This window comes from Flavipsychrobacter stenotrophus, from assembly GCF_002954265.1.
Lineage (GTDB): Bacteria > Bacteroidota > Bacteroidia > Chitinophagales > Chitinophagaceae > Flavipsychrobacter > Flavipsychrobacter stenotrophus.
The window spans coordinates 44,164-70,475 of the sequence record NZ_PPSL01000003.1; the positions used below are offsets into that span (position 1 = coordinate 44,164).

General features: G+C 42.9%; 21 protein-coding genes. 8 read left to right on the top strand and 13 right to left on the bottom strand.

Annotated features, from left to right (window positions below; all coding sequences use genetic code 11):
• Positions 1-60 precede the first annotated feature (60 nt).
• Positions 61-786 (top strand): tRNA pseudouridine(55) synthase TruB, encoded by a 726-nt coding sequence (gene truB / locus CJD36_RS10385; protein ID WP_105039104.1) that lies wholly within the window; start codon positions 61-63, stop codon positions 784-786.
• 73 nt (positions 787-859) lie between these two features.
• Here truB and CJD36_RS10390 read toward each other — a convergent pair whose 3' ends face one another.
• Positions 860-1,471, bottom strand: a complete 612-nt coding sequence (locus CJD36_RS10390; RefSeq protein WP_105039105.1) for an OmpW family outer membrane protein — start codon at positions 1,469-1,471, stop codon at positions 860-862.
• A gap of 417 nt (positions 1,472-1,888) precedes the next feature.
• Between CJD36_RS10390 and mnmG the strand changes: the two genes are divergently transcribed.
• The 3 genes from mnmG (at position 1,889) to apaG (ending at position 4,929) form a co-directional block, all read left to right on the top strand.
• Complete coding sequence (gene mnmG, locus CJD36_RS10395) at positions 1,889-3,841, top strand: tRNA uridine-5-carboxymethylaminomethyl(34) synthesis enzyme MnmG (protein WP_240609336.1); 1,953 nt, start codon at positions 1,889-1,891, stop codon at positions 3,839-3,841.
• A 194-nt stretch (positions 3,842-4,035) separates the two neighbouring features.
• Complete coding sequence (locus CJD36_RS10400) at positions 4,036-4,506, top strand: regulatory protein RecX (protein ID WP_105039107.1); 471 nt, start codon at positions 4,036-4,038, stop codon at positions 4,504-4,506.
• Positions 4,507-4,542: 36 nt separating this feature from the next.
• The gene (gene apaG / locus CJD36_RS10405; protein WP_105039108.1) at positions 4,543-4,929 is read left to right on the top strand and encodes a Co2+/Mg2+ efflux protein ApaG; all 387 of its coding nucleotides are present in this window, start codon (positions 4,543-4,545) and stop codon (positions 4,927-4,929) included.
• A 32-nt stretch (positions 4,930-4,961) separates the two neighbouring features.
• Here apaG and CJD36_RS10410 read toward each other — a convergent pair whose 3' ends face one another.
• Positions 4,962-5,786: a hypothetical protein gene (locus CJD36_RS10410; protein ID WP_105039109.1), complete on the bottom strand. Its 825-nt coding sequence runs from the start codon at positions 5,784-5,786 to the stop codon at positions 4,962-4,964.
• Between the two features lie 219 nt (positions 5,787-6,005).
• On the opposite strand from CJD36_RS10410, the gene CJD36_RS10415 reads away from it, so the two are divergent.
• On the top strand, positions 6,006-8,210 hold the full coding sequence (locus CJD36_RS10415) for a peptidylprolyl isomerase (RefSeq protein ID WP_105039110.1): 2,205 nt from the start codon (positions 6,006-6,008) through the stop codon (positions 8,208-8,210).
• A 72-nt stretch (positions 8,211-8,282) separates the two neighbouring features.
• Here CJD36_RS10415 and CJD36_RS10420 read toward each other — a convergent pair whose 3' ends face one another.
• The 3 genes from CJD36_RS10420 to CJD36_RS10430 all read right to left on the bottom strand — a co-directional run bounded on the left by CJD36_RS10420 (position 8,283) and on the right by CJD36_RS10430 (position 10,573).
• Entirely contained in the window at positions 8,283-8,462 is a 180-nt protein-coding gene (locus CJD36_RS10420) for a hypothetical protein (RefSeq protein ID WP_105039111.1), read from the bottom strand.
• Between the two features lie 132 nt (positions 8,463-8,594).
• The gene (gene clpX, locus CJD36_RS10425; RefSeq protein WP_105039112.1) at positions 8,595-9,839 is read right to left on the bottom strand and encodes an ATP-dependent Clp protease ATP-binding subunit ClpX; all 1,245 of its coding nucleotides are present in this window, start codon (positions 9,837-9,839) and stop codon (positions 8,595-8,597) included.
• 167 nt (positions 9,840-10,006) lie between these two features.
• On the bottom strand, positions 10,007-10,573 hold the full coding sequence (locus CJD36_RS10430) for a thioredoxin family protein (protein ID WP_105039113.1): 567 nt from the start codon (positions 10,571-10,573) through the stop codon (positions 10,007-10,009).
• A 70-nt stretch (positions 10,574-10,643) separates the two neighbouring features.
• On the opposite strand from CJD36_RS10430, the gene CJD36_RS10435 reads away from it, so the two are divergent.
• From CJD36_RS10435 to CJD36_RS10445, 3 genes are all read left to right on the top strand, one after another.
• Complete coding sequence (locus CJD36_RS10435; RefSeq protein ID WP_105039114.1) at positions 10,644-11,201, top strand: UbiX family flavin prenyltransferase; 558 nt, start codon at positions 10,644-10,646, stop codon at positions 11,199-11,201.
• Positions 11,202-11,293: 92 nt separating this feature from the next.
• On the top strand, positions 11,294-12,064 hold the full coding sequence (gene mazG / locus CJD36_RS10440; protein WP_105039115.1) for a nucleoside triphosphate pyrophosphohydrolase: 771 nt from the start codon (positions 11,294-11,296) through the stop codon (positions 12,062-12,064).
• Positions 12,065-15,796: a sensor histidine kinase gene (locus CJD36_RS10445; protein WP_105039116.1), complete on the top strand. Its 3,732-nt coding sequence runs from the start codon at positions 12,065-12,067 to the stop codon at positions 15,794-15,796.
• A 3-nt stretch (positions 15,797-15,799) separates the two neighbouring features.
• On the opposite strand, the gene CJD36_RS10450 is transcribed toward CJD36_RS10445, so the two are convergent.
• The 8 genes from CJD36_RS10450 to CJD36_RS10485 form a co-directional block, all read right to left on the bottom strand.
• Positions 15,800-16,213, bottom strand: a complete 414-nt coding sequence (locus CJD36_RS10450) for a hypothetical protein (RefSeq protein ID WP_105039117.1) — start codon at positions 16,211-16,213, stop codon at positions 15,800-15,802.
• Entirely contained in the window at positions 16,210-16,458 is a 249-nt protein-coding gene (locus CJD36_RS10455; protein WP_205685595.1) for a type II toxin-antitoxin system HicA family toxin, read from the bottom strand. Before CJD36_RS10455 ends, CJD36_RS10450 begins: the two co-directional genes overlap by 4 nt.
• Positions 16,443-17,483 carry a PorP/SprF family type IX secretion system membrane protein gene (locus tag CJD36_RS10460; RefSeq protein ID WP_161499272.1) on the bottom strand — a complete coding sequence of 347 codons (1,041 nt, stop codon included), beginning with the start codon at positions 17,481-17,483 and terminating at the stop codon, positions 16,443-16,445. Before CJD36_RS10460 ends, CJD36_RS10455 begins: the two co-directional genes overlap by 16 nt.
• A gap of 10 nt (positions 17,484-17,493) precedes the next feature.
• On the bottom strand, positions 17,494-21,939 hold the full coding sequence (locus tag CJD36_RS10465) for a PKD domain-containing protein (protein ID WP_105039120.1): 4,446 nt from the start codon (positions 21,937-21,939) through the stop codon (positions 17,494-17,496).
• 347 nt (positions 21,940-22,286) lie between these two features.
• On the bottom strand, positions 22,287-22,799 hold the full coding sequence (locus tag CJD36_RS10470; RefSeq protein ID WP_105039121.1) for a DUF2480 family protein: 513 nt from the start codon (positions 22,797-22,799) through the stop codon (positions 22,287-22,289).
• A 106-nt stretch (positions 22,800-22,905) separates the two neighbouring features.
• A complete protein-coding gene (locus tag CJD36_RS10475) occupies positions 22,906-23,673 on the bottom strand; it encodes a hypothetical protein (RefSeq protein ID WP_105039122.1) in 768 nt (255 codons plus the stop codon).
• Between the two features lie 80 nt (positions 23,674-23,753).
• Positions 23,754-25,049 (bottom strand): M28 family metallopeptidase, encoded by a 1,296-nt coding sequence (locus tag CJD36_RS10480; protein ID WP_105039123.1) that lies wholly within the window; start codon positions 25,047-25,049, stop codon positions 23,754-23,756.
• Positions 25,050-25,248: 199 nt separating this feature from the next.
• Positions 25,249-26,124: a cyanophycinase gene (locus CJD36_RS10485; protein WP_105039124.1), complete on the bottom strand. Its 876-nt coding sequence runs from the start codon at positions 26,122-26,124 to the stop codon at positions 25,249-25,251.
• Positions 26,125-26,312: the final 188 nt, after the last annotated feature.

Genomic DNA, 26,312 nt, shown 5'->3' on the forward strand with positions numbered 1-26,312 from the left:
TCGGGTTTGCTAAGGTGCCCCGATGTTTCTTTTCTATAGTTATAAATACAGAGTTCTATAATGGTAAAAAATGCTACACCTGCTGAATTGAAAAAGGGAGGTGTTATTCTTGTGGATAAGCCCGCAACCTGGACATCCTTCGATGCAGTTAATCAGATCAAGGTGACCCTTAAGGCTAAGATCGGTCATTGCGGTACACTTGATCCCTTGGCTACAGGTTTGCTAATTTGTTGCACCGGTGATATGACTAAAAGTATTTCGGGTTACCAGGGGCTGCCGAAAGAGTATACCGGGATCATCAGGCTTGGCGCAGTCACCGAGACATACGATCTGGAAAGTGAGCCAATGGATCATAAGCCTTTTGAGCATATTACAGAGCTGCAGATTCTGGAAACCACTAAACAGTTTACCGGAGATATCATGCAGACACCGCCAATTCACTCTGCTATTAAGAAGGAAGGTAAACGATCTTATGATCTTGCACGTGCAGGTATAGAAGTGGTATTGAATGCCAGGCCTGTGACCATAGGTGAATTCGAAATTACTAAGATCGATATGCCTGAGGTCCACTTCAGGGTATTGTGCAGTACCGGTACTTACATCCGTTCACTGGCCAATGATTTTGGAGCTGCGCTAGGTTGTGGTGGTTATCTGCAATTGCTAAGGCGAACAAAGATTGGTAACTTTAAAGTAGAGGACGGCCATTCTCCTTTGGAGTGGAAAGAGATATGGAAGGAAATGAAAAACGAGGAGAGGAACAAACCACAGACAGAAGAGACGTTGTAAGTAACACAAACTATAAAGCAAAGAGCCGATCACTAATAGTTTTCGGCTCTTTTTATTTTGTTTAGGTATTCGATTAAGGAACGTAGAATGTTACGCCAAAGTTCAACCCGAAGTTTGTCTTGCCTTCTGAACTGATGACATGAAGTGATTCTGTGAGGTGAATTTTTGTATTGATCTCAATGTTTACTCCTTGTGTTATCAGTAAGCTGATTGGGCTTGACCCCTGCATTATCTTTATACCATCACCGTCTTTAACGAACATGTACTTCTGCGCATCAGGAACGATCATTGCTCCAAAGCCAAAGTAAGGTTGTATTTTACTCTTCTTAGGCAAGAGGTAATATTGAATAGATACAGGTATGGAAACAAGGTTTCCCTTTCTTAGCGAGAGGCCATTGTTCCTGTTGCTGTTATTGGTGAGGAGATTGCTCATTGATAGATCAACCTCTGCGCGGAATTGATTGACAATAGGAAAGCCTACAGAGAAACCTGTTGATGATGTTTGTTTGTGTGCTGGGGTATTACTTCCTTTTGTTACATCAAAGAATGCTACTCCTCTGTAGAAACCAATGCTGAAATCTTTAAGGAAATGCTTCTTGTACTTAGGGTGAGTTTTGCCAATGGCTACAGTGCCCATCAGGAGGATGGCAACCACAAGCATTGATATGTATTTGAATGATTTCATTGGTATAGTAATATTAACGTTCTTCTTCTAATAATATTGTTAAAGCTTTGGAATTATTTGTTCCACGTGGAACAACTTCCTTTATGATTTCTATAACAAATTGTATGCCACACTATGTTCCACGTGAAACAATGTCAGGGATCGTCTTGCTATTTGCAGGGTTGTATTGTTCCACGTGGAACATTAAGTGTCTCCAACATACTTAATAGTATAGTGGTGGTCCTGTACAAAAACTACTACCATCAGGTAGGAAAGGTTGGGTTATCTGTTGTGGGTTTTCCAATTCCAACTAGACGAATATACCTCGCTGTAATATTGTGCCTGCCTGCCGGTAGGCGTGGTTAGACAGTCTGATCATCACGTTAGCGATCTTACAAGTATATAGGCACTTCGGAAAGATCACCGTCGTCTTCCGGTATGGGATCACCGTGGCTATACCGCTATAGTGTTCCACGTGGAACACAGGTGTTTTGTTTAGGGGATACGCTGTATCTTTGCCCAATGTTTCCTGAGTATGATGTAATAGTAGTAGGTGCCGGACATGCCGGTTGTGAGGCTGCGGCTGCGGCAGCCAATATGGGGTCTAAGGTTTTATTGGTAACAATGAACATGCAGACCATTGCACAGATGAGCTGCAACCCGGCCATGGGTGGTATTGCCAAAGGCCAGATAGTGCGTGAGATAGATGCCATGGGTGGCTATAGTGGTATTGTAAGTGATAAGAGTACTATCCAATTCCGTATGTTGAATAGGTCTAAGGGTCCGGGAATGTGGAGTCCTCGTTCGCAAAACGACCGTGCATTGTTTGCAACAACCTGGAGAAACATGCTGGAGCAGACACCCAATGTAGATTTCTGGCAGGATATGGTGCAGGGATTGATTGTTTCACGTGGAACAATACAAGGCATTGTAACCGGAATGGGGCAGGAGATAAGAGCTAAATCTGTAGTACTCACCAACGGAACGTTCCTTAACGGAGTGATACATGTAGGGGAAAAGCAGTTTGGCGGAGGTAGAATGGGGGAGAAAGGTGCTACAGGAATAACCGAACAATTGGTTTCCCTAGGCTTTGAAAGTGACAGATTGAAGACAGGAACACCGCCAAGAATAGATGGACGCAGTCTTGATTACACAAAAATGGAACGTCAGGAAGGAGACGACGAAGTAGTTGGCTTCTCTTACCTGCCTATAGAAAAGGTAAAACCACAGAACCAACGTTGCTGTTGGATCACCTATACCAACCCTGAAGTACATGATATTTTGAAGACAGGCTTCGGTCAGTCGCCAATGTACCAGGGTAGAATAAAGGGAAGTGGACCAAGATATTGCCCGAGCATTGAAGATAAGGTTACCCGTTTTGCCGAAAAAGAAAGGCATCAATTGTTTGTGGAACCTGAAGGTTGGGACACAGTAGAGATCTATGTGAATGGATTCAGCACTTCTTTACCTGAAGAAGTACAGTACAAAGCACTCACTATGGTGCCCGGTTTTGAGAAGGCTAAGTTCTTCCGTCCGGGCTATGCAATAGAATATGACTACTTTCCACCAACGCAATTGACCGCTACACTGGAAACCAAACTGATAAAAAATCTCTTTTTCGCTGGTCAGATCAACGGAACTACAGGATATGAAGAGGCAGCTTGCCAGGGATTAATGGCCGGAATTAATGCAAGCAGAAATGCTCATGAGCAGGAACCGGTAATTTTGAAGAGGAGTGACGCATACATTGGTGTGCTCATAGATGACCTTATTAGCAAGGGAACTGATGAACCATACCGTATGTTTACCAGCCGCGCGGAGTACAGAACCATTCTGAGACAAGATAATGCAGATGTAAGATTGACTCCATTGGCTCATAGCATCGGGTTGGCATCTGACCAAAGGTTGGCATTGGTAAATGCGAAGCAAGGTGAAGTAGCGAGGGTGAAAAAAATAATGGAAGAGTTCAAAGCCGAGCCGGAAGCATTCAATGAATTTTTGGAAAGCAACAACTCTTCACTACTCACAGAAAAATCAAAAGCACTAAAAGTGTTGCTCCGACCGAACATAGGGATCAAGGAAATGATGGAATCTGTGCCCGATTTAAAGGCTTCTATAGGCGAATGTAGCCCACTGGTACTCGAGCAGGTTGAAATTATGGCCAAATATGCCACTTATATCGAAAAAGAGCACGAAATGGTCCAGAAAATGTCCAATTTAGAGGACTTAGCGATACCCGAGCACTTCAACTACGAAAAACTCACTGCCATGTCTATTGAGGCGCGACAAAAGCTGATGAAAATAAAACCGAGGACAATTGGACAGGCAAGTCGCATAAGTGGAGTCAATCCAAGCGACGTGCAGATACTAATTGTTTATATGGGGAGATAGTGCAAAAGTTAAAAGTAAAAACCTTAAAGTAAAAACCGGATCAGAATATCAAATGTTCAGTCTGTTAGTCAACTATACTGTAGGCAGTATGAAAAAAAGAGAGGGATGAAAATCCTCGTAACAATTGCAATTTATAAAAAAACCTGAAGTGCGTTCGCGTGGGTGTATGCCGGGAGAAAAACTGTTCTAACTAAATGTTGTTGCAAACCAAAGCTGCTATAACTCATTACTGCGAATACCAGGAACGATGCCATAGCGAGGTGCGCAACAAACTCTATGAGTTGGGGTGCACAACCCCCGAAGTAGAAGACGGTATTGCCGGACTTATTGAGATCGGATTACTGAATGAAGAAAGATTTGCCAGAGCATATGCACGCGGAAAGTTCAGAATGAAGCAATGGGGCAGAGAAAAGATAAAACAGCAGCTAAAACTGAAAAAAATCTCTGACTATTGTATAAAAAATGGCCTTTCCGAGATAGATGCAGAAGAATATGATCGTATTTTTCAGAAATTGATGGAAAAGAAGGTGAATGAACTGAAAAGCGAGCGAAGTGAAATGGTTTTGAAATCAAAGATATATAGATATATGGTGCAAAAAGGGTATGAGCGCGATATGGTTATTGATTTGTTAAACAATATGATTAAAGAAAAAAAGAAATATTAAAAGAATTAATTTTGCAGTTGAAAATATCAGTCTATTATGGTGCATTTGGTAACGGAAGGGATAAGTATAATGGTTGAGACTTTTTATCAGCCTACACAATCCAACCCGCTTAATTCTGAATACCTGTTCGCTTATCGCATCACTATAGAGAACCAGACAATGTACCCTGTAAAACTCCTCAGCAGACATTGGCACATAAAAGATAGTAATGGCACTCACCGCGAAGTACAGGGCGAAGGCGTAGTAGGCCGCCAGCCGATCATAGAGCCGGGCGATAGTTATCAGTACACATCAGCAGCAGGCCTGCGGAGTGATATCGGTAAAATGTACGGTACCTACCTTATAGAGAATCTGTTCAACAAGAAGAAATTTACTGTGCTCATCCCCGAGTTTCAGTTGCTCGTTCCTGCCAAGATGAATTAGAACGGTCCGCCACATCTTCGTTTTACGCCCTGTTACCAAAAAAATATAAGTTTTAGTTCATTATTGCTTATTTCTTGGAATCTAAAATAATGATCGCCATCGTATTTGGGATTGCTCAAATTAGGTATCGGTTTGTTAATGTAAAGAACCGTGTCCTCAGCAATTCTTGTTTCGTAAGAATGTGTGTTGCTTATTCCGGGTAATTTGCATGATACTATATTATTTTTCAAGAATTCGACGTAGTAAGCACTTATCTTATTGTTTGAAAAGGTAATAACACTATCTTTCTCCATTCCTTTTTCTACATTTTGCAGATACCATTTGCCCAGTATCCTTTGATCCATCGCTATGTGCTTATCGCCAAATAACTGTTCATCAAGATAGTCGAAACTTAGTCCGTCCCAATCACATTCACCATAAACAAAATACACCTTATCTCCTATTGTAATATCATGGCGATATTCTGAAGAACTTGACCTACCACACCCTGCAGGGAGTGTTTTAGCTTTATTGAGAAAACGTGAACATGCGTCTCTTTGTTTCTCATTCAGTTCAATGGTCCATACAACCTGCGTGGGAATCGAGTTGTCATAGATTGGTGCAAAATAGGCGGCATAATATCTGCCACGTACAAAGTATACGCCAATCCTGGATCTTCTTATTGCGAAGCATCCTTCAGTAAAAACAACAGAAAAGGAGGGATCCCTGGGGTGGGTAGTCTCTTTTAAAGCGATAATGTTGGAGTCGCTGCGGTGTATTTTTTCTGTCTGATTTTTATTTGTAGATGAGGAACAACTCGTGTTTATCAGAAATAGAGCCATTATCAGTAGCTTAACTACATCCTTTATATAAATCATAGCAAAGGTGTATTATAAATGGGCTAAATTATGAAAAACAATGATACAGATGAAGGGAAGAAGATGCTGTTTTATTCTTAATACACCGTTGTTGAAAAAAATATAGCGAAAAATTCTGAAAAAATGAAAAAATACGCTATTAATAATCCCCAATAAGGTGTAAATTCACTTTTTTTGGTATAAATTTGCACTCCTTAATAAAAATAATATAGAACCTTCATGGCTGTAATTCAGAAGATCAGAAATAAGTATGGAAAAATAGCGGGTGGCGTCATTGGTGTTGCTCTTATAAGCTTTATCATATCTGATGCCCGTAATGGTAGCTTCGGCCGCTTGTTTGGCGGTAACGGTACCGACGTAATGACCGTTAACGGTAATGCAATAGAAGCAAAAGAATACGAAAAGAGAGTAAAAGAATACGAAACTTTGACCAACATCTACAGCAACCGCGGCCCTCTTGATGATGCCGGAAGAGCGCAGATAAGGGAGCAGGTTTTGCAGTCTATAAGCTATGAAACTATTGTTGGCGGAATATGCGACAAGATGGGTATCACCACATCTGAGCAGGAAGCTAAAGATCTTATCTATAGCCCTAATGCACATCCGTTGGTTAAGCAGTTCCAGTTCCAGGGACAGCAGGTTTTCAACAATCCTGAAACGAAGCAGTTCGATCCGGCAAGGGTGAAAGGCTATGAAGATGAGATCGCGAAAAATCCAAAGGTTGATCCTACCGGTACTTTCATGGAAAACTGGAATGCGGTTAAGGGTTATGTTATACGCAACTCGAGGATCGACAAGTTCAATACTATGATGTCTGCAGGTGCTTATGCGCCTATGTACCAGGCTAAGCGCAGTGTTGCCAATGGCGATATGATGGCGTCTATCCGTTACATCAAGGTTCCTTTCACAACTATTCCTGATGATCAGGCGAAGGTAACTGACGAAGACATCAAGGCTTACATGCAGAAGCATAAGGCAATGTTTGAAACAGACCAGGCTACGCGCACTATCGATTACGTTTCTTTCGACATCATACCATCATCTGCCGACTCTTCAAGAGCTACAGGTGCATTGAATGAAATTAAAGACGAATTCTCTAAGGCCAAGGATGATAAAACATACGTTGGTAACAAGAGCGATGATATCAACACTTTCAACGAAGCATATGTAAACAGCAAGAACTTCGGTTCAAGGTTTGCAGATACTATTATGAAGGAGCCGGTAGGCAGCATCTATGGTCCTTACCTGGAGAACGGAAGTTTCCGTATCACTAAGATGATCGACAAGAAAGTATTGCCGGATAGTGTTAAGGTTAGGCAGATACTTATCCGTACTAACGACGGTAAGACAGCCATCCGCGAAGATTCTACAGTTAAGGCAAGAATGGACAGCATTGCTACAGCAATAAAGAATGGTACTCCATTCGATTCAATGCTGGCTAAGTATTCTGAAGATTACAACCCACAGAACCCTAAGGGTGAAATACCGGTTACATTGGCCGTAAGACCACAGTTATCTAAAGAATTCGGTGATTTCATTTTTGAAGGCAAGACCGGAGAAAAGAAAGTTGTAAAAGCAGATAACAGCAAGACAGGCGGATACACTGGTTACCACTACATAGAAATATTGGAGCAGACAGCTGTAAGTTCTACAGTTAAGGTAGCTACGATCACTAAGAGCCTGGTACCTAGCGACAGTACTGTAAATGCGATCTTCGGCCGTGCAAATGAATTTGCAGCCAAGAGCACAAACGCAGCTGAGTTTGATGCTAATGTTAAGAAGATGGGCGTTGACAAAAGAGTTGGCGAAAACATCAAGGAATCAAGCTTTACAATACAGGGCCTGGGCGGTGCAAGAGAAATAATCAAGTGGATGTACGGAGCTAAGGTTGGCGAAGTTTCTAAAGATCCTTTCCGCCTGAACGACCAGCGTTATGTAGTTGCTAAATTGGTTTCTGCTGACGAAAAAGGCATGACAGCAATAACAGCGGCTAACAGACCAATGTTGGAACAGAGAGTAAGAGACGAAAAGAAAGCTGCTTTGATAGCTGCTAAATATAAGGGCGCTACATTGGAGTCAATAGCAGCTGGCGCAGGTGCCGCAGTTCAGCAGTCAGATTCAGTAATGCTAGGTGCATCATTTGTACCGGGTCTGGGTTACGAGCCTAAGGTTGTAGGTTATGCATTCTGCCAGAGCTTTGCTGCAAATACAGTTTCTCCGGCTATTAAAGGCCAGGGTGGTGTATATTTCATCAGCGTTAATAGCAGGTCTTCAAGGCCGGCACCAGATCAGATGACCATGCAGATGGGCATTATGCAGCAGCGCCAGCAAGAAGAAGGTCAGCTTCGCGGCTACCTCGGCCAGATGTTGCAGCAGACACTTACCAAGAAGGCAGACATCAAGTACAACATTGCCAATTTCTAATAACAGTATTTATACAACAAGAAAGCCCGTCAATCATATTGACGGGCTTTTTCATTTTTAAGGTCGTTAGTGCTACACCAGGCCATCCTCATGACCTCCGGTAGCACCGTCGGCAAAGAAGCCTTCAACTACCGCGCTGAACATTGGCGGTACTTTAGATAGTACAAACTCTTTCATAATAGCCACAGATTGCTGTGCTTGTTCTTCTGTAAGGCCGGCCTTGCCGGTAAGTTGGTTCAATAGTTCCTGCATATAAGATCAATTAAAAGGGTGCTGAATGTTGATAGTCGGAATGAATGCCCAAGGTACTGCCTAAAACGAAAAAAGTGAATACTCATTTACGGAGTATTCACCTTTTTAATAGTTTAATAACAACGGTAGAACTTAAGCTGCTTTTAACTGCTCCAGTTTCGTATGTTCTATCATTTGTTTAGCATAGTCAGCAGTCAGGTGGAATGTACCATCGTGCTTGGCTGTAGGCATGTCGAACATAGCATCGGTGAGTATCATTTCACAGATAGCACGTAATCCACGGCCACCCAGTTTGTACTGTACCGCTTTCTGCACCATATAGTCCAGCGCCTCATCTTCTACAGTCAAAGCAATACCATCGAAATCGAACAAACGGGTGTATTGTTTTACCAATGCGTTCTTAGGTTCTGTAAGTATGCGTTTCAAAGAAGCATTGTCCAACGGATTAAGATAAGTAACAATAGGCAACCTGCCCAGCAACTCCGGTATCAAACCGAAAGTGCGCAGATCCTGTGCATTTACATACTGCAGCAGGTTAGCACGATCTACATCTTTAGATGCCTTGATGGCGTTATAACCGATAGAAGCAGTCTGCACACGGCGGGCTATCATCTTGTCAATACCTTCAAATGCGCCACCGCAGATAAAGAGGATATTGGTGGTATTCACCTTTATCATCTTCTGCTCAGGGTGCTTACGGCCTCCCTGTGGTGGTACAAGTACCTCAGAACCTTCTAAAAGCTTCAGCATGGCCTGTTGCACTCCTTCGCCACTTACATCGCGTGTAATAGACGGATTATCGCTCTTACGGCCTATTTTGTCTATTTCATCTATGTATACGATACCGCGCTCGGCAGCAGGTACATCATAGTTGCTGGCTTGCAACAGGCGCGAAAGAATGCTTTCCACATCTTCACCCACATAACCGGCCTCTGTAAATACTGTTGCGTCAACTATAGCGAAAGGCACCTGCAGCATACGGGCTATACTCTTAGCCAGCAATGTTTTACCGGTTCCGGTCTCACCAACCATTATGATGTTAGACTTTTCGATCTCCACATCATCCTGCACCGGCATACTCAGGCGCTTGTAGTGATTGTATATTGCTACAGAAAGTACTTTTTTAGCATCGTCCTGGCCAATTACGTATTGATCAAGAAATGTTTTTACCTCCATTGGCTTGTAATGCTTGTTGCGCATTATATCGGGAGGAGGAGGTGGGGTCTTTTGTTTTTCCCCGGTAGCTTCAGTAAGCAGCGAGTGTGCATTTTCTATACACTGATCGCAAATATTACCTTTTAAGCCGGTAAAAAGAATGTTCACATCACTCTCAGATCGATCGCAGAAGGAACATTTTTTTTCAGTTTGCTTAGCCATTATTCAGATACTTATTTTTTGGACGCCAAAGGTACGAAAAAGTGCACGGATGAAGTCTTTATTATAAATGGGTCGTATACATTAACGTTTACGCTAGCCTCACGAGTCAGCACATAAAAAAAGCGACGGCAATGACCGTCACTTTTAAATATAAATTTAGATACCGGTTAGTGTCCCGCAGGCGCTGTTACAGGCCCGTCAAGAGAAGCCCATGATGGCTTGAATGCTTTCTGATAAGCTTCCCATTGTGCCTGATTTTTTGCTGCTACTTCATTAAAGAAGCGAACTATCAGTTCCATTCCTTTCACATCCTGATAGCCTGGCACCGGCATCGGGCTCTGGTAAAACTGTTCCATAAATACGCTTGTTGGATATGATACTCTTGGACCTATCCACATAGCAGCAAGTGAATTCATCTTCTTTTCGGGATCAAAGCCATATTGCTTACCCATAAAGTAGATCACATCTTTACGTTCTGCATTGAACCGTACGCAATAGAAGTTATCATTCATATACTTGATCACATCAGGATTGGTAAATGTGGTAGCTTCCATCTTCTTGCACCAGCCACACCAGTCGGTATACATATCTACATATACTCTCTTTGGCTTTTCCTTCATTTTCACCTGCAGCTCATCAATCGACAACCACTTAATTCCGCCCTCCGCCTTCTGCGCCATCAATGCCGGGGTCATCATCAAAATAGCCACAGCAATAAGTATAATACGTTTCATTTCTTTGGTTCTTGTTGGAAAAACGAATTTACAATTAATCCATGTAGTTTTGCTAGTACTAATTAAAATTATGACAAAAATAGCAGTTGCGGTAACGGGTGCAAGCGGGTCTATCTACGCGAAAGTATTACTGGAAAAACTGCAGGCGCTTAGCTCTCAGGTTGATGAGGTAAGTGTGGTGTGGAGTGATAATGCACGTATGGTGTGGGAGCATGAATTGGGTAATAAAGACTATGAAAAGATACCGTTCAAGAACTGGGAAAAGAACAATTTCCTGGCGCCATTTGCATCGGGTAGTTCTTCTTACAGCGCATTGATCATTTGTCCTTGCAGTATGGGTACACTCGGTCGTATAGCAGGGGGCATCAGTAATGACCTTGTTACGCGCGCTGCAGATGTAATGTTGAAGGAACGTCGCAAACTGATATGTATGGTTAGGGAGACACCTTATAATCTTATTCACCTGCGCAACATGACAGCAGTAACGGAAGCAGGCGGCATCATCTGCCCGGCAACGCCATCGTTTTACAGTAACCCGGTTACAGCCGATGATATCGCTTATACAGTTGTACAACGTGCGTTACAATTGGCCGGGCTTAAACCCGATGGATACAAGTGGGGAGAATAAATTTGACGATTAGCCAATGTTCAGATGAGACACCAAGGTTATGAATTACCCCTTTTTAACCAATTGCCTTTTTAACTCTTTAACTTAGACAAATGGAATATTCTAAATCGCTGGTACGACTGAGGTCTATACTGGATGAGCTGCGGGAGCAATGCCCGTGGGATAAAAAGCAGACATTACACACACTACGGCCGCAGACAATAGAAGAGATCTACGAGCTGAGTGATACATTAGTTAATGAAGACTGGAACGGAATAAAAGAAGAGCTGGGCGACTTGCTCCTGCACATAGTTTTCTATAGTAAGATCGGTGCTGAGCAAGGCAAGTTCACGCTCGATGATGTGATAGAAGGGGTGTGCAATAAATTGGTCAATCGCCATCCCCACATATACAGTAACGTGAAAGTGGATGATGAGGAGCAGGTGAAGCAGAACTGGGAAAAGATAAAACAGAAAGAAGGTAAGAAGTCTATTCTCAGCGGTATACCACCATCAATGCCCGCATTGGTAAAAGCATTGCGACTGCAGGAGAAAACAAAGACGGTGGGTTTTGAATGGGAGAACACCGGGCAGGTAAAGGATAAGGTAGAAGAGGAAATGCAGGAGCTGTATGAAGCTGTGGAAGCGGGCAACCAGGATGAGGTAGAAGCGGAAATGGGCGATGTATTCTTTGCGTTGATCAACTACGCGAGGTTTGTAAAAGTTGACCCGGAGCTGGCTCTCGAAAGAACGAACAAGAAGTTCATTCGCAGGTTTAAGCGAGTGGAGGAAATGGCAGCAGAAGAGGGCAAGACCCTGCATGATATGACCCTGTGGGAAATGGATGCATTATGGAATAAAGTAAAAGCTGAGGATCGTAAATAAATGTTCAATCGTTTTCCATATTGGGGCTGGCTTACATTGAGCATATTGCTTTGGTGTAGCAGCATCTATTACTTCAGGGCGCACCGACAGGAGTTGCTTCCTGAACAGATGGCCCGTTTGGTAAACGAAGACCTGGCAAAGAGGGAGAGATCGTTCAACGATTTTATGCAGGACAGGTCGTTGACCCATCGCATATTTACTGACTCACTTACAGAGAAAGAAGTAAAAGAAATTGCAGAATTACCTTTCTACATTTATGCCTACAGTGGCGACTCACTTAAGTTCTGGAACAACAATTCAATAATAGGATTGAACAACGATTCGCTGCAGGGCAACACCTCTGTTAGAAAAAATCAGAAGGGAATATTTATTAGGAAGTACCTGAAGCAGACCGACCTGCCGGGTAATAAGACCTACATTGTTCTATTCCCGGTACTGATCACGTACCCTATAGAAAATGATTACCTGCATACTCACTTTGCAGCGTCAGACAACATACCGGTAAAGACAAAGATCACCAACCTGCCGTCACACGCCCCCGATGAGTATAAGATCATAATGTCGGGAAATGAAACAGTTGCTTACCTGGCATTTAACGGAGAAGACATACAGACCTGGCAGCCGGATGTCTTGTTCATGTCGTTGCTCATTGCAGCAATGCTATTCTCTATAGCGTGGCTACAGCATGTAATACTACATCTTACCCGCAACGCTAAAAAGATAGTGGCTCCCATCATAATTACTTGCGTGGCCATATCTATCAGGCTGATGTTGTTTGAATGGGGCTTGCCCTTCCACTTAGATACACTGACTATATTTTCACCCACACTTTATGCAACCAGCAGGTATTTATCGTCATTAGGAGATCTCTTTATTAGTTTGGTGCTGGTCCTCTGGTTACTTGTTTTTGTTAGCAGGCACACAGATCACCGCAACTATTTTATAAAGGTCAGGTCACCTTTATTGCGAACTATTACAGCTGCGGTAATGTTGAGTTTGTTCGCATCGTTCGTACTATTCTTCATAAAAATATTACGCAGCCTTATACTCGACTCCCGCATATCTTTTGACGTAACCCATTTCTACGAGGTAACCATTTACACGGTCTTCGGGCTGGTAGCGGTAATTGCTATAATGGGCATATCGTGCATGGCCATTTATCTTTTAAATGTGCAACTGCAGTTGCTGATAAGAAACCGACTAGTAAAGATGGTGGGTATGGCGGTGGCGCTTTTTCTGTTCTATTATTTGTTGGGTTATACACAAGATGTGTTTTATGAATACTTACTGGGTTGTATCCTCGTCTTTGTTTTCCTGATGGATATCCCTTCGTTCAGATTGACCTCTAAACTTTTCGAGCCGCGTATGATCATATGGGCGCTTATTATCTGCACCTTTTCTACCGCTATAGTCCGCTACTACAACGAGATAAAGGAACAGGCAACAAGGATGGCATTTGTAGAGCAAAGATTATCTCCGCATCATGACGATCAACTGGAACTCTCTTTCGATAAAACGGCAAAGCTTATAGAGCGAGACAAACAACTGAAGAACTTCTTTTATAAGCCATCTGCACAGGCCCGCAAAAGCCTGAATCAACATTTAGATTCCCTTTATCTTACCGGCTTAGGTAGGTACCAGACCACCCTCTATCTTTTTGATGAAGACTACACTAACCTGTTAAATAAAGATACGCTCACATACCCTGAGCTAATGGACGAGAAATACGAGTCAGTCATCACTAACTCTTCTTACCTCTTTTATAAAGAATCCATTCTTAGCAAACAATACTATCTGTCTTACATACCTATCTATAACGATACTGTCAACAACATAATTGGGTATGTATTTATAGGGCTTGACCAAAAGCGAGCAACCTCTGAAACCGTTTACCCTGAACTGTTACAACCAAATACCAACAAAGGCGCATCGGGAGAAACACACTATTCTTATGCCATGTATATCAGTGGTAAGCTCATTAGCCAGACCAATGATTATCCCTTCCCCGTGAGGCTATTATATGATACGCTTAAAGAGCAGGAATATGTTTATGAAAATTACAGAGGCTTCTCTACGTTGTATACCAAGATAGCAGATAAGCGAACTGCTGTGGTCGTGCACCACCATAGTGAGGTAATTGAGGCCATAACCCTTTTCTCTTATCTTTTTGGTATACAGGTAGGTATCGCAATCATCATATTTTTGTACCAGGTCTTTTTGTCATTATCTGCCGGAAAGCTTTACCGGGAGCAGTTTGTAAGGCTCACTCTGCGTAGGCGTGTACACCTTTCCATGCTGGCCATAGTGTTCGTTTCTTTTATTATCATCGGGTGGGTGACCACACAATTCTTTACCAGCGAGTATAGAAAATCTAATGCTAATAAGCTACAGGCAGCACTGCAGGTGGCCAAGCAATCTGTACAGGATTACCTGGTAAAGGGGCAGGCTTTTGATGCGGAATTCATCTTCGACACAGTGAGCAGATCGGCTGCATTTAAGTCATACATAACAACGGTTGCCAACAGCCAGAAGGTGGACATTAATATTTTTGACGACGCCGGCAATCTGCTCTCGTCGTCTCAGGACGATATTTATGACAGAGGGCTCATTTCACGCAAAATTAGGCCAGATGCGTATTACAGCCTGGAAAACGAAGGCTTGTCTATGGTGACCCAAAACGAAACAGTGGCCGGCCTTTCATATACATCGGTATATCAGGCATTGCGCAATGAGCAGGGATCCACGATAGGTTATATCAATGTTCCTTTCTTTACATCAGAGAAAGATCTTGACTTTCAGATCTCCAACATCCTGGTTACGCTTATTAATCTGTATGCATTCCTGTTCCTTATTTCCAGCCTGCTTACGGTGGGTGTTACACGATGGATGACCAGAACATTCGATATGATCATCAAGCAGTTTGATAAGCTGAATCTGGAGCAGAACGAAAGAATAGAATGGCCATATAATGATGAGATAGGAAGCCTTGTTGCAGAGTATAACAAGATGGTAAAAAAGGTGGAGGAAAACGCGATGCGCCTTGCACAGACGGAGCGTGAGATGGCATGGCGTGAGATGGCCCGACAGGTGGCGCACGAGATCAAGAATCCGCTTACACCTATGAAGCTCAATATCCAGTATCTGCAGAATGCAATGCGGAATGATAACCCCAACATTAAGCAGCTTACCGAGCGTGTGTCTATATCTATAATAGAGCAGATAGATAACCTGTCATACATCGCATCAGAATTCTCCAACTTTGCCAAGATGCCGGAGGCAAAACCGGAGGAACTGGAGATAGACCAGTTACTGACCAAGGCAGTAGAATTGTATACTAAAGATGAAGTTGTAAAAGTGACGATAGATCAGTTAGCTACTCAACTTACTGTTCTTTGCGATCATAGCCAGATGTTGCGTGTCTTCACCAATCTGCTGGAGAATGCAAAGCAGGCAATACCCCCCGATAGGCAAGGGGTGATAAAAGTATTTGCAACAAGAGACAGTGATGATGTGTTGATAGCCATTACAGATAATGGTAGCGGTATAGATGAAGAAACATCTAAGCGAATATTTCAGCCCTACTTCACCACCAAATCATCAGGCACCGGCCTCGGCCTGGCAATGACCAAAAAGATCATTGAGTTCTGGAAGGGGAAGATCTGGTTTGAGACAGTTGAAGATGAAGGAACAACATTCTACATAAGGTTGCCGCTGGTAAAAGCAGAAAAATAAGGATTATGCTACCAACTTCACCTTTTTCAATTCAGTCGCTAAATGATGAATGGCATCTTCTATTTTTTTTGCTTGTTCAGCAGAAGGATATTTTGTGCCAGTTTTATAGTGGTTTAATAATGTGCGATTAATGCCAATCTTGTTCGAAATAACAGATAGATTCAAATAATTAAAGGTTTCAAAAAAGGAAACGAGATCATATTTAAAGGAGAGTTCAATCTCCGACCAGATAATTTTATTCCATTTCTTATCATCCTTTCCTTCGTGTAGTACGTAATCCCCAACAAGGTCCTTCAGATTGTTGATTAATGCGCCCAAAGTATTGCCATAGGGTGATGGCTGCCACCCTTTCACGTCTTCAATTCGACCCCAAAAAAGGCCATCGTTTTTCTCTATTATTACTTCCAGCTTTTTCATTTTAACCCAGCTTTTTTAAGAATTGAATTTGCTGTTCCGGTTGGCACCTCTTTGCTGCCGTGATCGGGAACAGGTAGTGAGTATTGAAAACCAGGGTGAACGAATATTTTATGGCTGCCAGTCTGGCGAATTTCTACCCAACCGGCTTTTTTAACCATTCTGATGAGTTCACTGGATTTCATACAAAAAGCAAAGGTATCATTTTTGATACTTTCTATAAAAATAATTTTTAGAATTTCGGACAAACCGTCTTCTTCAATATGCCCGTTTTGTTGATGAAATCGCCCGTTATAGAGAAGGTTATTTCGTAGCCACCTTGTAGTTTACTGGCCTGTTTCAGTGTAGATGTATTCACATCATAACTCATAGCAACAGCTGTGCGTTTGTACTTAAGCTTTACAACAGGTATTACCGCATCGAACAGGCGATAGAAACACCCTGCGGTAAGGGCATATTCAGGCCGTTCACCACCACCTTTTTCAGAAACTGTGAATAGTGCTCCGGTGACAGACTCCATATAAGTACCTTGTAAAGCAAAGTTAGTGTGTAGCTGAACCGACATATTATCTCTTACACTGAAACCAATTGCGCCATTCACATTCCAGCGCATATTGTGTGTTACTCCCGGTGTCTCGAAATAAGAGAACGACGGTTGTGTAAGGTGATAGCCAGAAAGGCCCAGGATATAAGTCACCTCATTGTTGTCACCACTACTGGTGTTGTAGTTAATGCCAGCGCCAATATCCCACATGGTCATCTTGTTATTGGTAAAGTTTTCAAACGTAGGGTTGTTCGGGTCGTAGTGCCCGCCCTGGTACTGGGCATTGGTGGTAGCGTTACTTTTATCAAAGCTATGTTGCGTATAGCCCGCAGTAAAGCCAACAGAAAGATACCGGTTTTTTTCACTGTTCAGCGACTTGCTGAAGTTGATAGCAGGGTAAACAGAGGTAATAGTCTGCTGTAATGACCCTGCTTTATCAGAATAGCCCAGTAAGCCAAAGCTGAGATAGTCGTTAGAAAAATGCCCGATCGGTACACGGGCCTCACCGTAGGCCGACATGGTTATGAACGGGTTACTTATACTACTCCACTGGTTGCGATAGTATGCCCCTAACTTAAAATCGTTAGAGAAGATACCTACCAGCGATGGGTTGCGCAATATTGATGTTTCATAAAACTGGGAAAAATGCACGTCGGCCTGCGCCATTACCAACGAAGGGCAAAGGGCAATTCCGGCAATCAGTAAGGCTTTCTTTATTCTCGTTATCATGGCGCACATTTTACTTGATTATGGTAACATCTCCCTTTATAAATATCGGCTCTCCGGTATCACATATAGCATCTACCAGATACACGTAAACATCCGGACGAACATTGCCGCCATTGAACGATCCGTCCCATGAATTACCTGCGTCGTTGATATTGATATTCGTTCTTTCAAACAATAATTCACCCCAACGGTTGTACACCCTGAATGCTTTGATCTTGCTAACACCAGACCCTCGTGGATAAAATATATCATTCTGTCCATCGCCATTAGGCGTAAAGGTATTTGGTATAAATATCTGGCTCTCGTCGCAGAATAGATAGATGGTAACCGAGTCAGAAGCTCTACAACCAAAATCAGTAGTCACATTCGCAGTGTATGTCGTACTACTAAAGTTGTTGGCAACCGGGTTCAAACAGGTGTCGCAACTCAAAGTATTTGCCGGCACCCAATCTATGTGGAAGATATTAGTACCTGTCGCGTTGATCTGTGCATGAGACCCTGCCACAAGGCGCTGATCAGGACCCGCATCAACAGTTGGCAACGGATGTATGATCACAGTTACATAGTTTGTATCTGGTATACAGCTTGCCAACTGTGCGATAACCATGTAGGTAGTGGTCACAGATGGTGTTGCAATGGGATTGGAGATCGTTGAATTATTTAATCCGGCAGCTGGCAGCCAGGTATATTTTGTACCTCCGGTATCGAATAATGGCACAGGAACAAGGTGACAAACTTCACTATCTCCCCATGCTGCACTTATAGTATTCGTTCTGAGATACACGGTAACCGTGTCTGTGTTTACACAGCCATTGGCATCCGTTCCTGTCACCGTATAGGTAGTTATCACAACAGGCGATGCTTGCGTGGTCTGGCAGGTGTTGCAAGTCACCGGCAATGGTATCCACGTATAAGAAACACCTCCGGTTGCACTCAATGTTGCTGGATCGCCCACGCAAACAACGGTATCCTTGCTGGCAACTATTGTTGGCGGCGGGTTAACAGTAATATTCTTAGTTACTGTACCCACACAACCCCATCCGTCTTTTACGACCAGGGTAACAGGGAATGTACCAACGGTGTTGTAAAACTGAGTTGGACCTGAAATGTTACTTGTGTCAGTAGGACTGAAAACCCAATGCCACGAAGTGATGGTTGAGAAGTAGCTGCCCGAAGTATCTACATAAGCCACAGTAGAGTTTACGCAGATAGGGTTAGGGTTGGTGGTGAACCCCGGCCGCACTGCATCTACTTTTATGGTGTCCACACCAAGGCTCGAACTCTGGCAACCTGTATTGTCGCTCAATATTAGTTTCGGCACATAAGCGCCAGGGTATACATAATAGTGGGTCGTAGTGTCTGACATAGATGTCGAGAACGTCGTGCCATCGGCAAAGTCCCAGACTATATTGGGCACATTGCTCAATGCGGCTGAGAAATGCACGGCAAGCGGAGCGCAACCCATGAGTGGTGCGTAGGTAAAGCCTCCGGCAGAGCCATAAACTATAGCGTGTCCCAGGGCGGTGTCTTTACAACCATGAGCATCTGTTGCAATAAGGGTTACTGTATATATACCACCAGATGTATATAGATTTCCCGGAGATGCTAAAACGGATGTACCGCCGTCGCCAAACGTCCAGTTATAGCCTGTGGCTCCTGTACTTGTATTAAAATAGTGAACAGCTAGTGGAGGACATATAGAGAATGAGTCATCCATATAAAAGTGGGCAGCCGGTTTCGCCACAACAATATAGTTCACATAAGTTGCCGTATCTGTGCAACCATTGGCATCGGTCACAGCCAGCCTTACCGTATAACTACCAAGGCTCGAATAGGCATGGTCGGGCGACGAAAGCGTTGACGTAGCACCATCTCCAAACATCCAGTAAGAGCTTACTATACTTGCAGAAAGGTTAGTAAAATGAACCAGCGTATTGATGCATGGAAAACCAGTGCTGGATAAAAACGCTGCATGTGGTCGCCAAACAGTAATAAGCGAAGGACGCGTGATCGAGTCTTTGCAACCAATATTATCTGTTATTATTTCTTTTACACTATAGGTTCCTGCGGCTGTGTAAGTATGCGATGCCGTGGGAATACCGGCACTGGCCGTACTGGTAAGGCTGGCATCTCCGAAGGCCCATTTATAATTGGTAAGGTAGGTACCCGTAATCGTTGTACTTGCATCAGTAAAGGTGACTATTAGCGGAGCACACCCTATCACCGGCGCCGCATTAAAGTTGGCTACCGGGTGAGAAGATAATATCCAGTTATTGTGGACTGCGGTATCCATACAACCATGCTGATCTCTAACTCTATACCTGATGGAGTAAATACCTGCGGTCGGGAACCAGTAATTGAAGTTAGCACTTGTGTCGAAGTCAAGACAGACTCCGTTCACATCCCAGAAATTTTGAATTGCGGTACTGCCGGTCACAATCCTGGTAAAATGCACAGTATCTCCCGAGCATATCGTTGTGTCGTCGGCAAACATTTGTAAAGCGGGAGGTATCAGGTTCAGCGGAACTGACGTGGTATCCCGGCAGCCACTGGCAATATTATAGGTTGTAAGTATGGCGGTATATATTCCCGTAGATGGGTAAGTATGGTTAGGCGTATCAGAAGTAGACCAGGTACCATCTCCAAAGAACCAGAGCGGTGCGTCATTTCCAAGCGACATATCAGAAAAAGTTACCCTGGTATACGGATCACAATGATATGCCGAGGCTATAATAGCCTTGGGCGAGTCCACAATTATCGGGCTGTAAACAAACGGCAAACTAGGACATCCATTATAATAGGCCACCAATGTTACCGTAAATGAACCGGGATAAGCAAAAACGTGGCTGGTATTAGGTGTAGAGTCTATCAGTGTTGTGCCATCACCCCAATCCCAGGTATAAACATCAACAGGGCCCGATACAACGTGTGCTGTAAAGGTTACTGACTTATGATAACATACGTGCGTAGGCGTAGCGGTAAAATTTACAACAGGTGGTGTACCTACCGACACAATTACAGTATCTTTTCTGGTACAACCGTTGGCAGTAGTCACGGTGCATATTGTAGAGTATATACCAACAGCCGTAAATATATGGCTGGGGCTTGACACCCCTGTTAATACTGCGCTACCGTCACCAAAATTCCAGGTGTAAGATGTTACTGCAGCAGGGTATGGTCCTAAAGCGGGAACGGATGTGCTAACCGCGGTGTTGAATGTTACCGTAAGCGGAACGCACCCTGATGCTGTTGTTGGGGATGGGTTGATCAGCAGAATAAGGTCGTTGATCGTAACAGGTTGCGAGACTGTGTCTTTACACCCATTCGAATTAGTAATGATCATCTGTACATTGTAGACGCCATTACCGGTGTAAGTATGATTAGAGGTAGATCCGCTTCCAGTTCCACCGTCACCATATATCCAGTTTACTGTAGAACCACCCGGCACAGTGCCTGTAAAGGTAATGGTTGCTGGCGCCTGGCAAGGAACAACAGGGGATGAAGTAAATGAGCCCGTAGGTTGTGGAAGGATAGTTATGGAGTGGACCACGGTGTCGTAGCAATAACCATTGTAGATGATCAGCCTTACGTTATAGGTTCCCGGAGCACCATAGACGTGGTTGGCAGTATCAGCGGTAGATCCGCCCCCATCGCCAAATGTCCAGCTGCTGGTAGAGTGGGGGCTGCTGGTATTATAAAAAGTGACGTTATTAAAAACACAGGCAGTGGCTACAGAGGTGAAGTTAGCAGTCATATTGCCCACAAATATGTAGTTAAGCCTGGTTACTGTGTCTATGCAGCCATTTGCGTCAACTACGGTTAGTTTTACTGTATAGCTTCCTGTGCCGGTATAGTCGTGCGTAGGATTAGAAAGAGTAGATGTACCGCCATCGCCAAAATTCCATAAATAGGTAAATGGTCCTATTCCGGTAGTAGTGTTTGTAAATACTGCGTGTCCCGGGGCCCGGCAGAAATAAGTAACAGCAGCAGAGAAATTAGGTATAGAATGGTTGAAAACATGAATATATGAACTGACTGTTGTTGTGGTAACGCAGCCCTGGCTATTGGTAATGGATAAAGTGACATTGTAAAATCCAGGAGTAGCATACACATGCGTAGGGCTGGCAGTGGTACTGGTGAAGCCATCTCCGAAATTCCAGATATAGGTAACCGCGCCAGGTACTCCCGGGCTTGATGTACTTGTAAACGTAACTGCCGATCCCGGACATACTGATGTATCTGTAGCTACAAAACTCACAATAGGCGAGGGAAACACAGTGATGGTAAGCGTGTGTGTGGTAGACGAAGAGCCGCTGTAGGCAATAAGTGTAACAGTATATGTACCCGGGGTTATGTAACTACCCGATACATTGGTAAGCGTAGAGTTGGTGCCATTGCCCAGATCCCAGTAATAACTGGTTGCTCCGGTAGACGTATTGGTAAAGTTTACGACCAACGGCGAGCAACCTGAAATATGGTCGGCCGTAAAATTAGAAGTTAGCGCATGAGCCGCATGAGCAAAAAAAAAATGCTTAAAAAAATAAATATTTTAAGGAACAGAGATCTCATGAGCGCCGATTTACACGTGGGTTATATTTAACAAGGATATTAAAGTTAATAATCTTTTGTTAAATAGACGTGTAATTACCCGAAATAGTTGGTAAAGGAGCACAATTAGAAATGAATATATAAACTTATGATTAATAAACAGCAGAAATGGAACCGGATAAAAATCTATCCGACTAAAAAGTTACCAACAGTTTATTAAGAAAATGAGTTCTGTAGAAGAAGGGGTAATTAATACTAAACCCTCGGAGCTTTGTAAATTGGAACTGTTGAGCAGGGTTCGCCATACATCAACGACTTTACAACAGGTCTCAGGTGCAGGCTCACGGCTACATATGCCGCCTCAGGGATAGGTGTATCCCCGCAGCCTTTTATCACCACTCTTTTATCTGTGTAGTCTGCCTTGTCGATGGCTTGTATTTTGTTGTTGATCAGTACCCGGGTAAGTTCATCAGGAGTGCCAAAGTAAGCGGATGCGGCAATTGGTTGCAGATAAGAAGCGGCCAGCATATAGGCCCATACAGGAACTATTGCGTCCACAGAACAGAACATAGCCACATGCTTACCTTCAAATTGTTGCCAGTCAAAGGTTTGGAGCGCAGCACGGTAATCTTTCTCCCGCAGTATCATTTCCCGGAAAAGGAATGGCTTAAGATCAAATGACGATATACTATCCTCCGCAGGTATGTAGGAAACAAGGTCAAGGGTAATGATTCCGCTTTCGGCTACTTTATTTACAAATTGTTCCATACACATCATTGTGCTTTCGCACTATGCAAAGGTACTCACGATTAAACAAAAGGAAATATTAAAGCTACAGATAGCCTTATAGATAAAAAGAGATCGAATAGACAATTTATTTGAACTGTTCGTACTGCAGGTCAAAAACCTCAGTAGTGGTCCGTCCAGCAGCATCTACCGAAAGTGCTGTAGTTTTGGTGATCTTGTTATCAGCATCTATGACGTAGTCAATGTTTACAGTAACATTAGGATAGATGAGCTTCCAGATAAGGTTGTCGTTCTGATAAAAATTAAAACCATATTTCAGGTACCCGTTCAGCTGCAGGTAATCACCAACCCTGTTAAACTTATCTGTGAAGTAAGTACAGTCGGTGTTTTTATTGGCATCAAGTGAATTGGTAGCCTTCAGTATGTTGGCATTGTAAGAAGTGTAGGTAAAATAATCTGTACTTGAAGTAGCCTTACGGGTAAGCAATTTGCCCAGGTAAGTATATTCTGTCTTAAGGCCTGGTTCGTAAGTGATAGAAATAAGCCCCTTTTGGTCAGTTACAAATGTATCAACCTCTATAAGAGTCGACTGATTTACATAACGTGTAGTATCGTAAATAGTGTCATTCTTGTAGGTGAGATTGCTGATCAGGTTAGATGAGCCATCATTTTTAGTATGTATGATCTGGCTTACGCGGTTATAACCGTCATAAACAAAACGGTAGTTTTCGTAAACAGTTACAGACGGACTAGTAGAGTTAGTTGTTGTTTTTGTAAAGTTCAGCAAGCGCATATTATCCGGATAGGCGTGTAAAGGATGCGTTTTTTTACAAGAAGAGAATAGGGCAACAGAAATAAATATAAGTACCGTAAAACGGAGGAATTGCTTTGTCATATAACAGATGTATTAATGCGCAGAGTCAAAAATAATAAATACGTGCCAATATACAAGATGTGCACGGATAAAAATACGCTTTATTTTAATTCTTTTAAAAAGTTGATAACGAGCGTTACAATGCTGTCTACATGATTGAGCGATATTTCTTCTGCTTTATCGTAGATATCATGGTAATAACCCTTACCGCCATTGGTATAAATAAAGAACGATGGAACTCCGGCCTCACTAAAATGATAATGGTCGCTGTTAGATGCTTTGCCCCTGCTCTTTATTTGTGGTAAAAGGCTTTGCTTCGTATTTATATTTTGGAGCAACTCAAACTGTTTTGGGTATTCGGTAGCATTAACTACAGTTATTCCCTCGGTAGCGTCGCCCATTATATCCATATTGGTAAGGAATTTAATATTAGAAAGCGGTACAAGCGGATGTTTCGTAAAATATTCAGACCCGATAAGCCCCGCCTCTTCTCCGCTGAATGCAATAAAGAGTATGGAATAATGATGCGGGTGAGTGGAGAAATACCGCGCCATGTATAGGAGCATTGCTGTGCCACTGGCATTATCGCTGGCACCGGGAAATATTGCTTTATTACCCATCATACCCAAATGGTCATAATGAGCAGTTATGGCCAGGAAAGTATCTTTAACGTCTCCACGCAGCACTCCGATAATATTGTCACTCGGTGCATTCTTTATCAGATCGGCTTCTATGTTGACAGAAATGTTTTTAATACCCGCTTTAAATAAGCTGTCTTTGACATAGATGACCGAGGCGTGGGTGGTTTCCTTATTTACGGTCCAGATGAATTTTTCCTTTTGCGGTATTATATAGCACCCCACAGGCAGCACCATCGAAAAATAATGCTTCTTCAGCCCAAGCAGTTTGCAAAGGGAGTCAACATGCTCCAGGTAGTAAACCTTATTATTATAACGGAATGTTGTCAGCATCTTCCGCCACTGTTCCTTATCTTTTATTACCGACAGGTCTACTTTTTCAAACGAAAGGTGATCTCCCCTGAAGGAAGAACTACCGGCATCTATTATGAAATCAGCGCCGGGGATCAGGTTTTTTCCATCAATACTTAAATCTACATGACCGGGAAAGGTGTTTACCGGAAATGTATAGGTTTGCCTGTATGAACGTTTATGTGCAATTGGTTTGAGATGGTATTTGCGGAATTGTTTGCGTATGTATTTAGACGCCTGTTGCCTGCCATCTTTTACATAACCCCTACCATGCATAGAGGAGTCGGCAAGCACAGCTATACGCGATTTTAGCCACGTCTTTATTTCTGTATCACTTTCAGCCTGCGCGCTACAATAAGCAGTTGGCAGCAAGCAGGCAATAATAATAGTGATAAAAATTTTGTACATATAGCACTATGTAAACCAAGCCGGGTTAAAATAAAATACATTTATACTAGCGAAGAAGAACAGGGACTTAATTATTGTCCTTATTCCCTATTGGGCATATTTTCACAGGTAAACAAGTATTTATGCTTGCGGGTCAGTACTTATATTCATTTGGCCAATCCTTCACTGCTACGAATATAATGTATTACGGGCAAAAAGATTAATCCTCGTCATTAATAACGATCTCGCTGCCTTCGTACTTGCGTGTTTTAAGGTTATATACGTCTCCCTTAGACATTATGTGTACAATTATATTCTCTACAGATATCGGCTCGCCAAACTTAATGTCGGCTATATTGTTGTATTCTATGTTTCTGCCATCTATAATAATAACACTACCAGACCCAATGGCTTTCATACTGTAACCATCAGAAACTACAACACCGGTATCTTCTCCAAGTCCTATGCCTATTGCACCAGGTTGTGCGGCAACAGCCTGCGCCAGCCTGTTAAATCTGCCTCGCTTGTCAAAGTGGGTGTCAATAATTACATTTTGCAGGAAGCCTAAGCCGGTAGTGATCTTTACCTCTCCCTTAAGGTGTGCCAGTGCGGCACTGCCTTCATAGATCATGGTATTGCTCATTGCCATTGCGCCTGCGCTGGTACCGCCTATCGGGAAATCTTCATTTTCATAACGCTCCTTCAGGATATCCAAAAACTCGGTGCCGCCAAATATTGACGACAGGCGCAGCTGGTTGCCACCTGAGAACATGATACAATTGCAGGCCTTAAGGCGGGCTATGTTTTCCGGAAGACATGCATCTTCGCGATTGCGTATGCGCAGGTGACCTACATTGGTGCAGCCAAGCTTGCTGAAACCATCTATGTAGTTTTCCGCAACCTCATCTGGAATAGACGATGCGGTTGTAATTACCTCCACAATAGGATTGGCCTCAGGTATAAGACTAACTATGTTTTTAAGAATACCCAGCTCAAAAAAGTTTAGGCGGTTTCTCTGAACTATACCCTTTTCAAGGTCTGTACCCTTATCTTCTGCCCCCCCCACCGCTATTAGATGCCCCTTAGGATATACCACGATCGTTAGTTTTAAAAAAATAAAGCGCAAACTTAATTAACATTTTGGTAATTAAAGGTTTTACAACCTTATATACATCGTTTATTATAAACAAAAACAAAAATATGGCAATAAAAACGCAGCTGTTTTCGGTTGTAAACGTCTGTTTTACCTTTGTATCGAATATCTAATAGATACAGTTTCTAAAA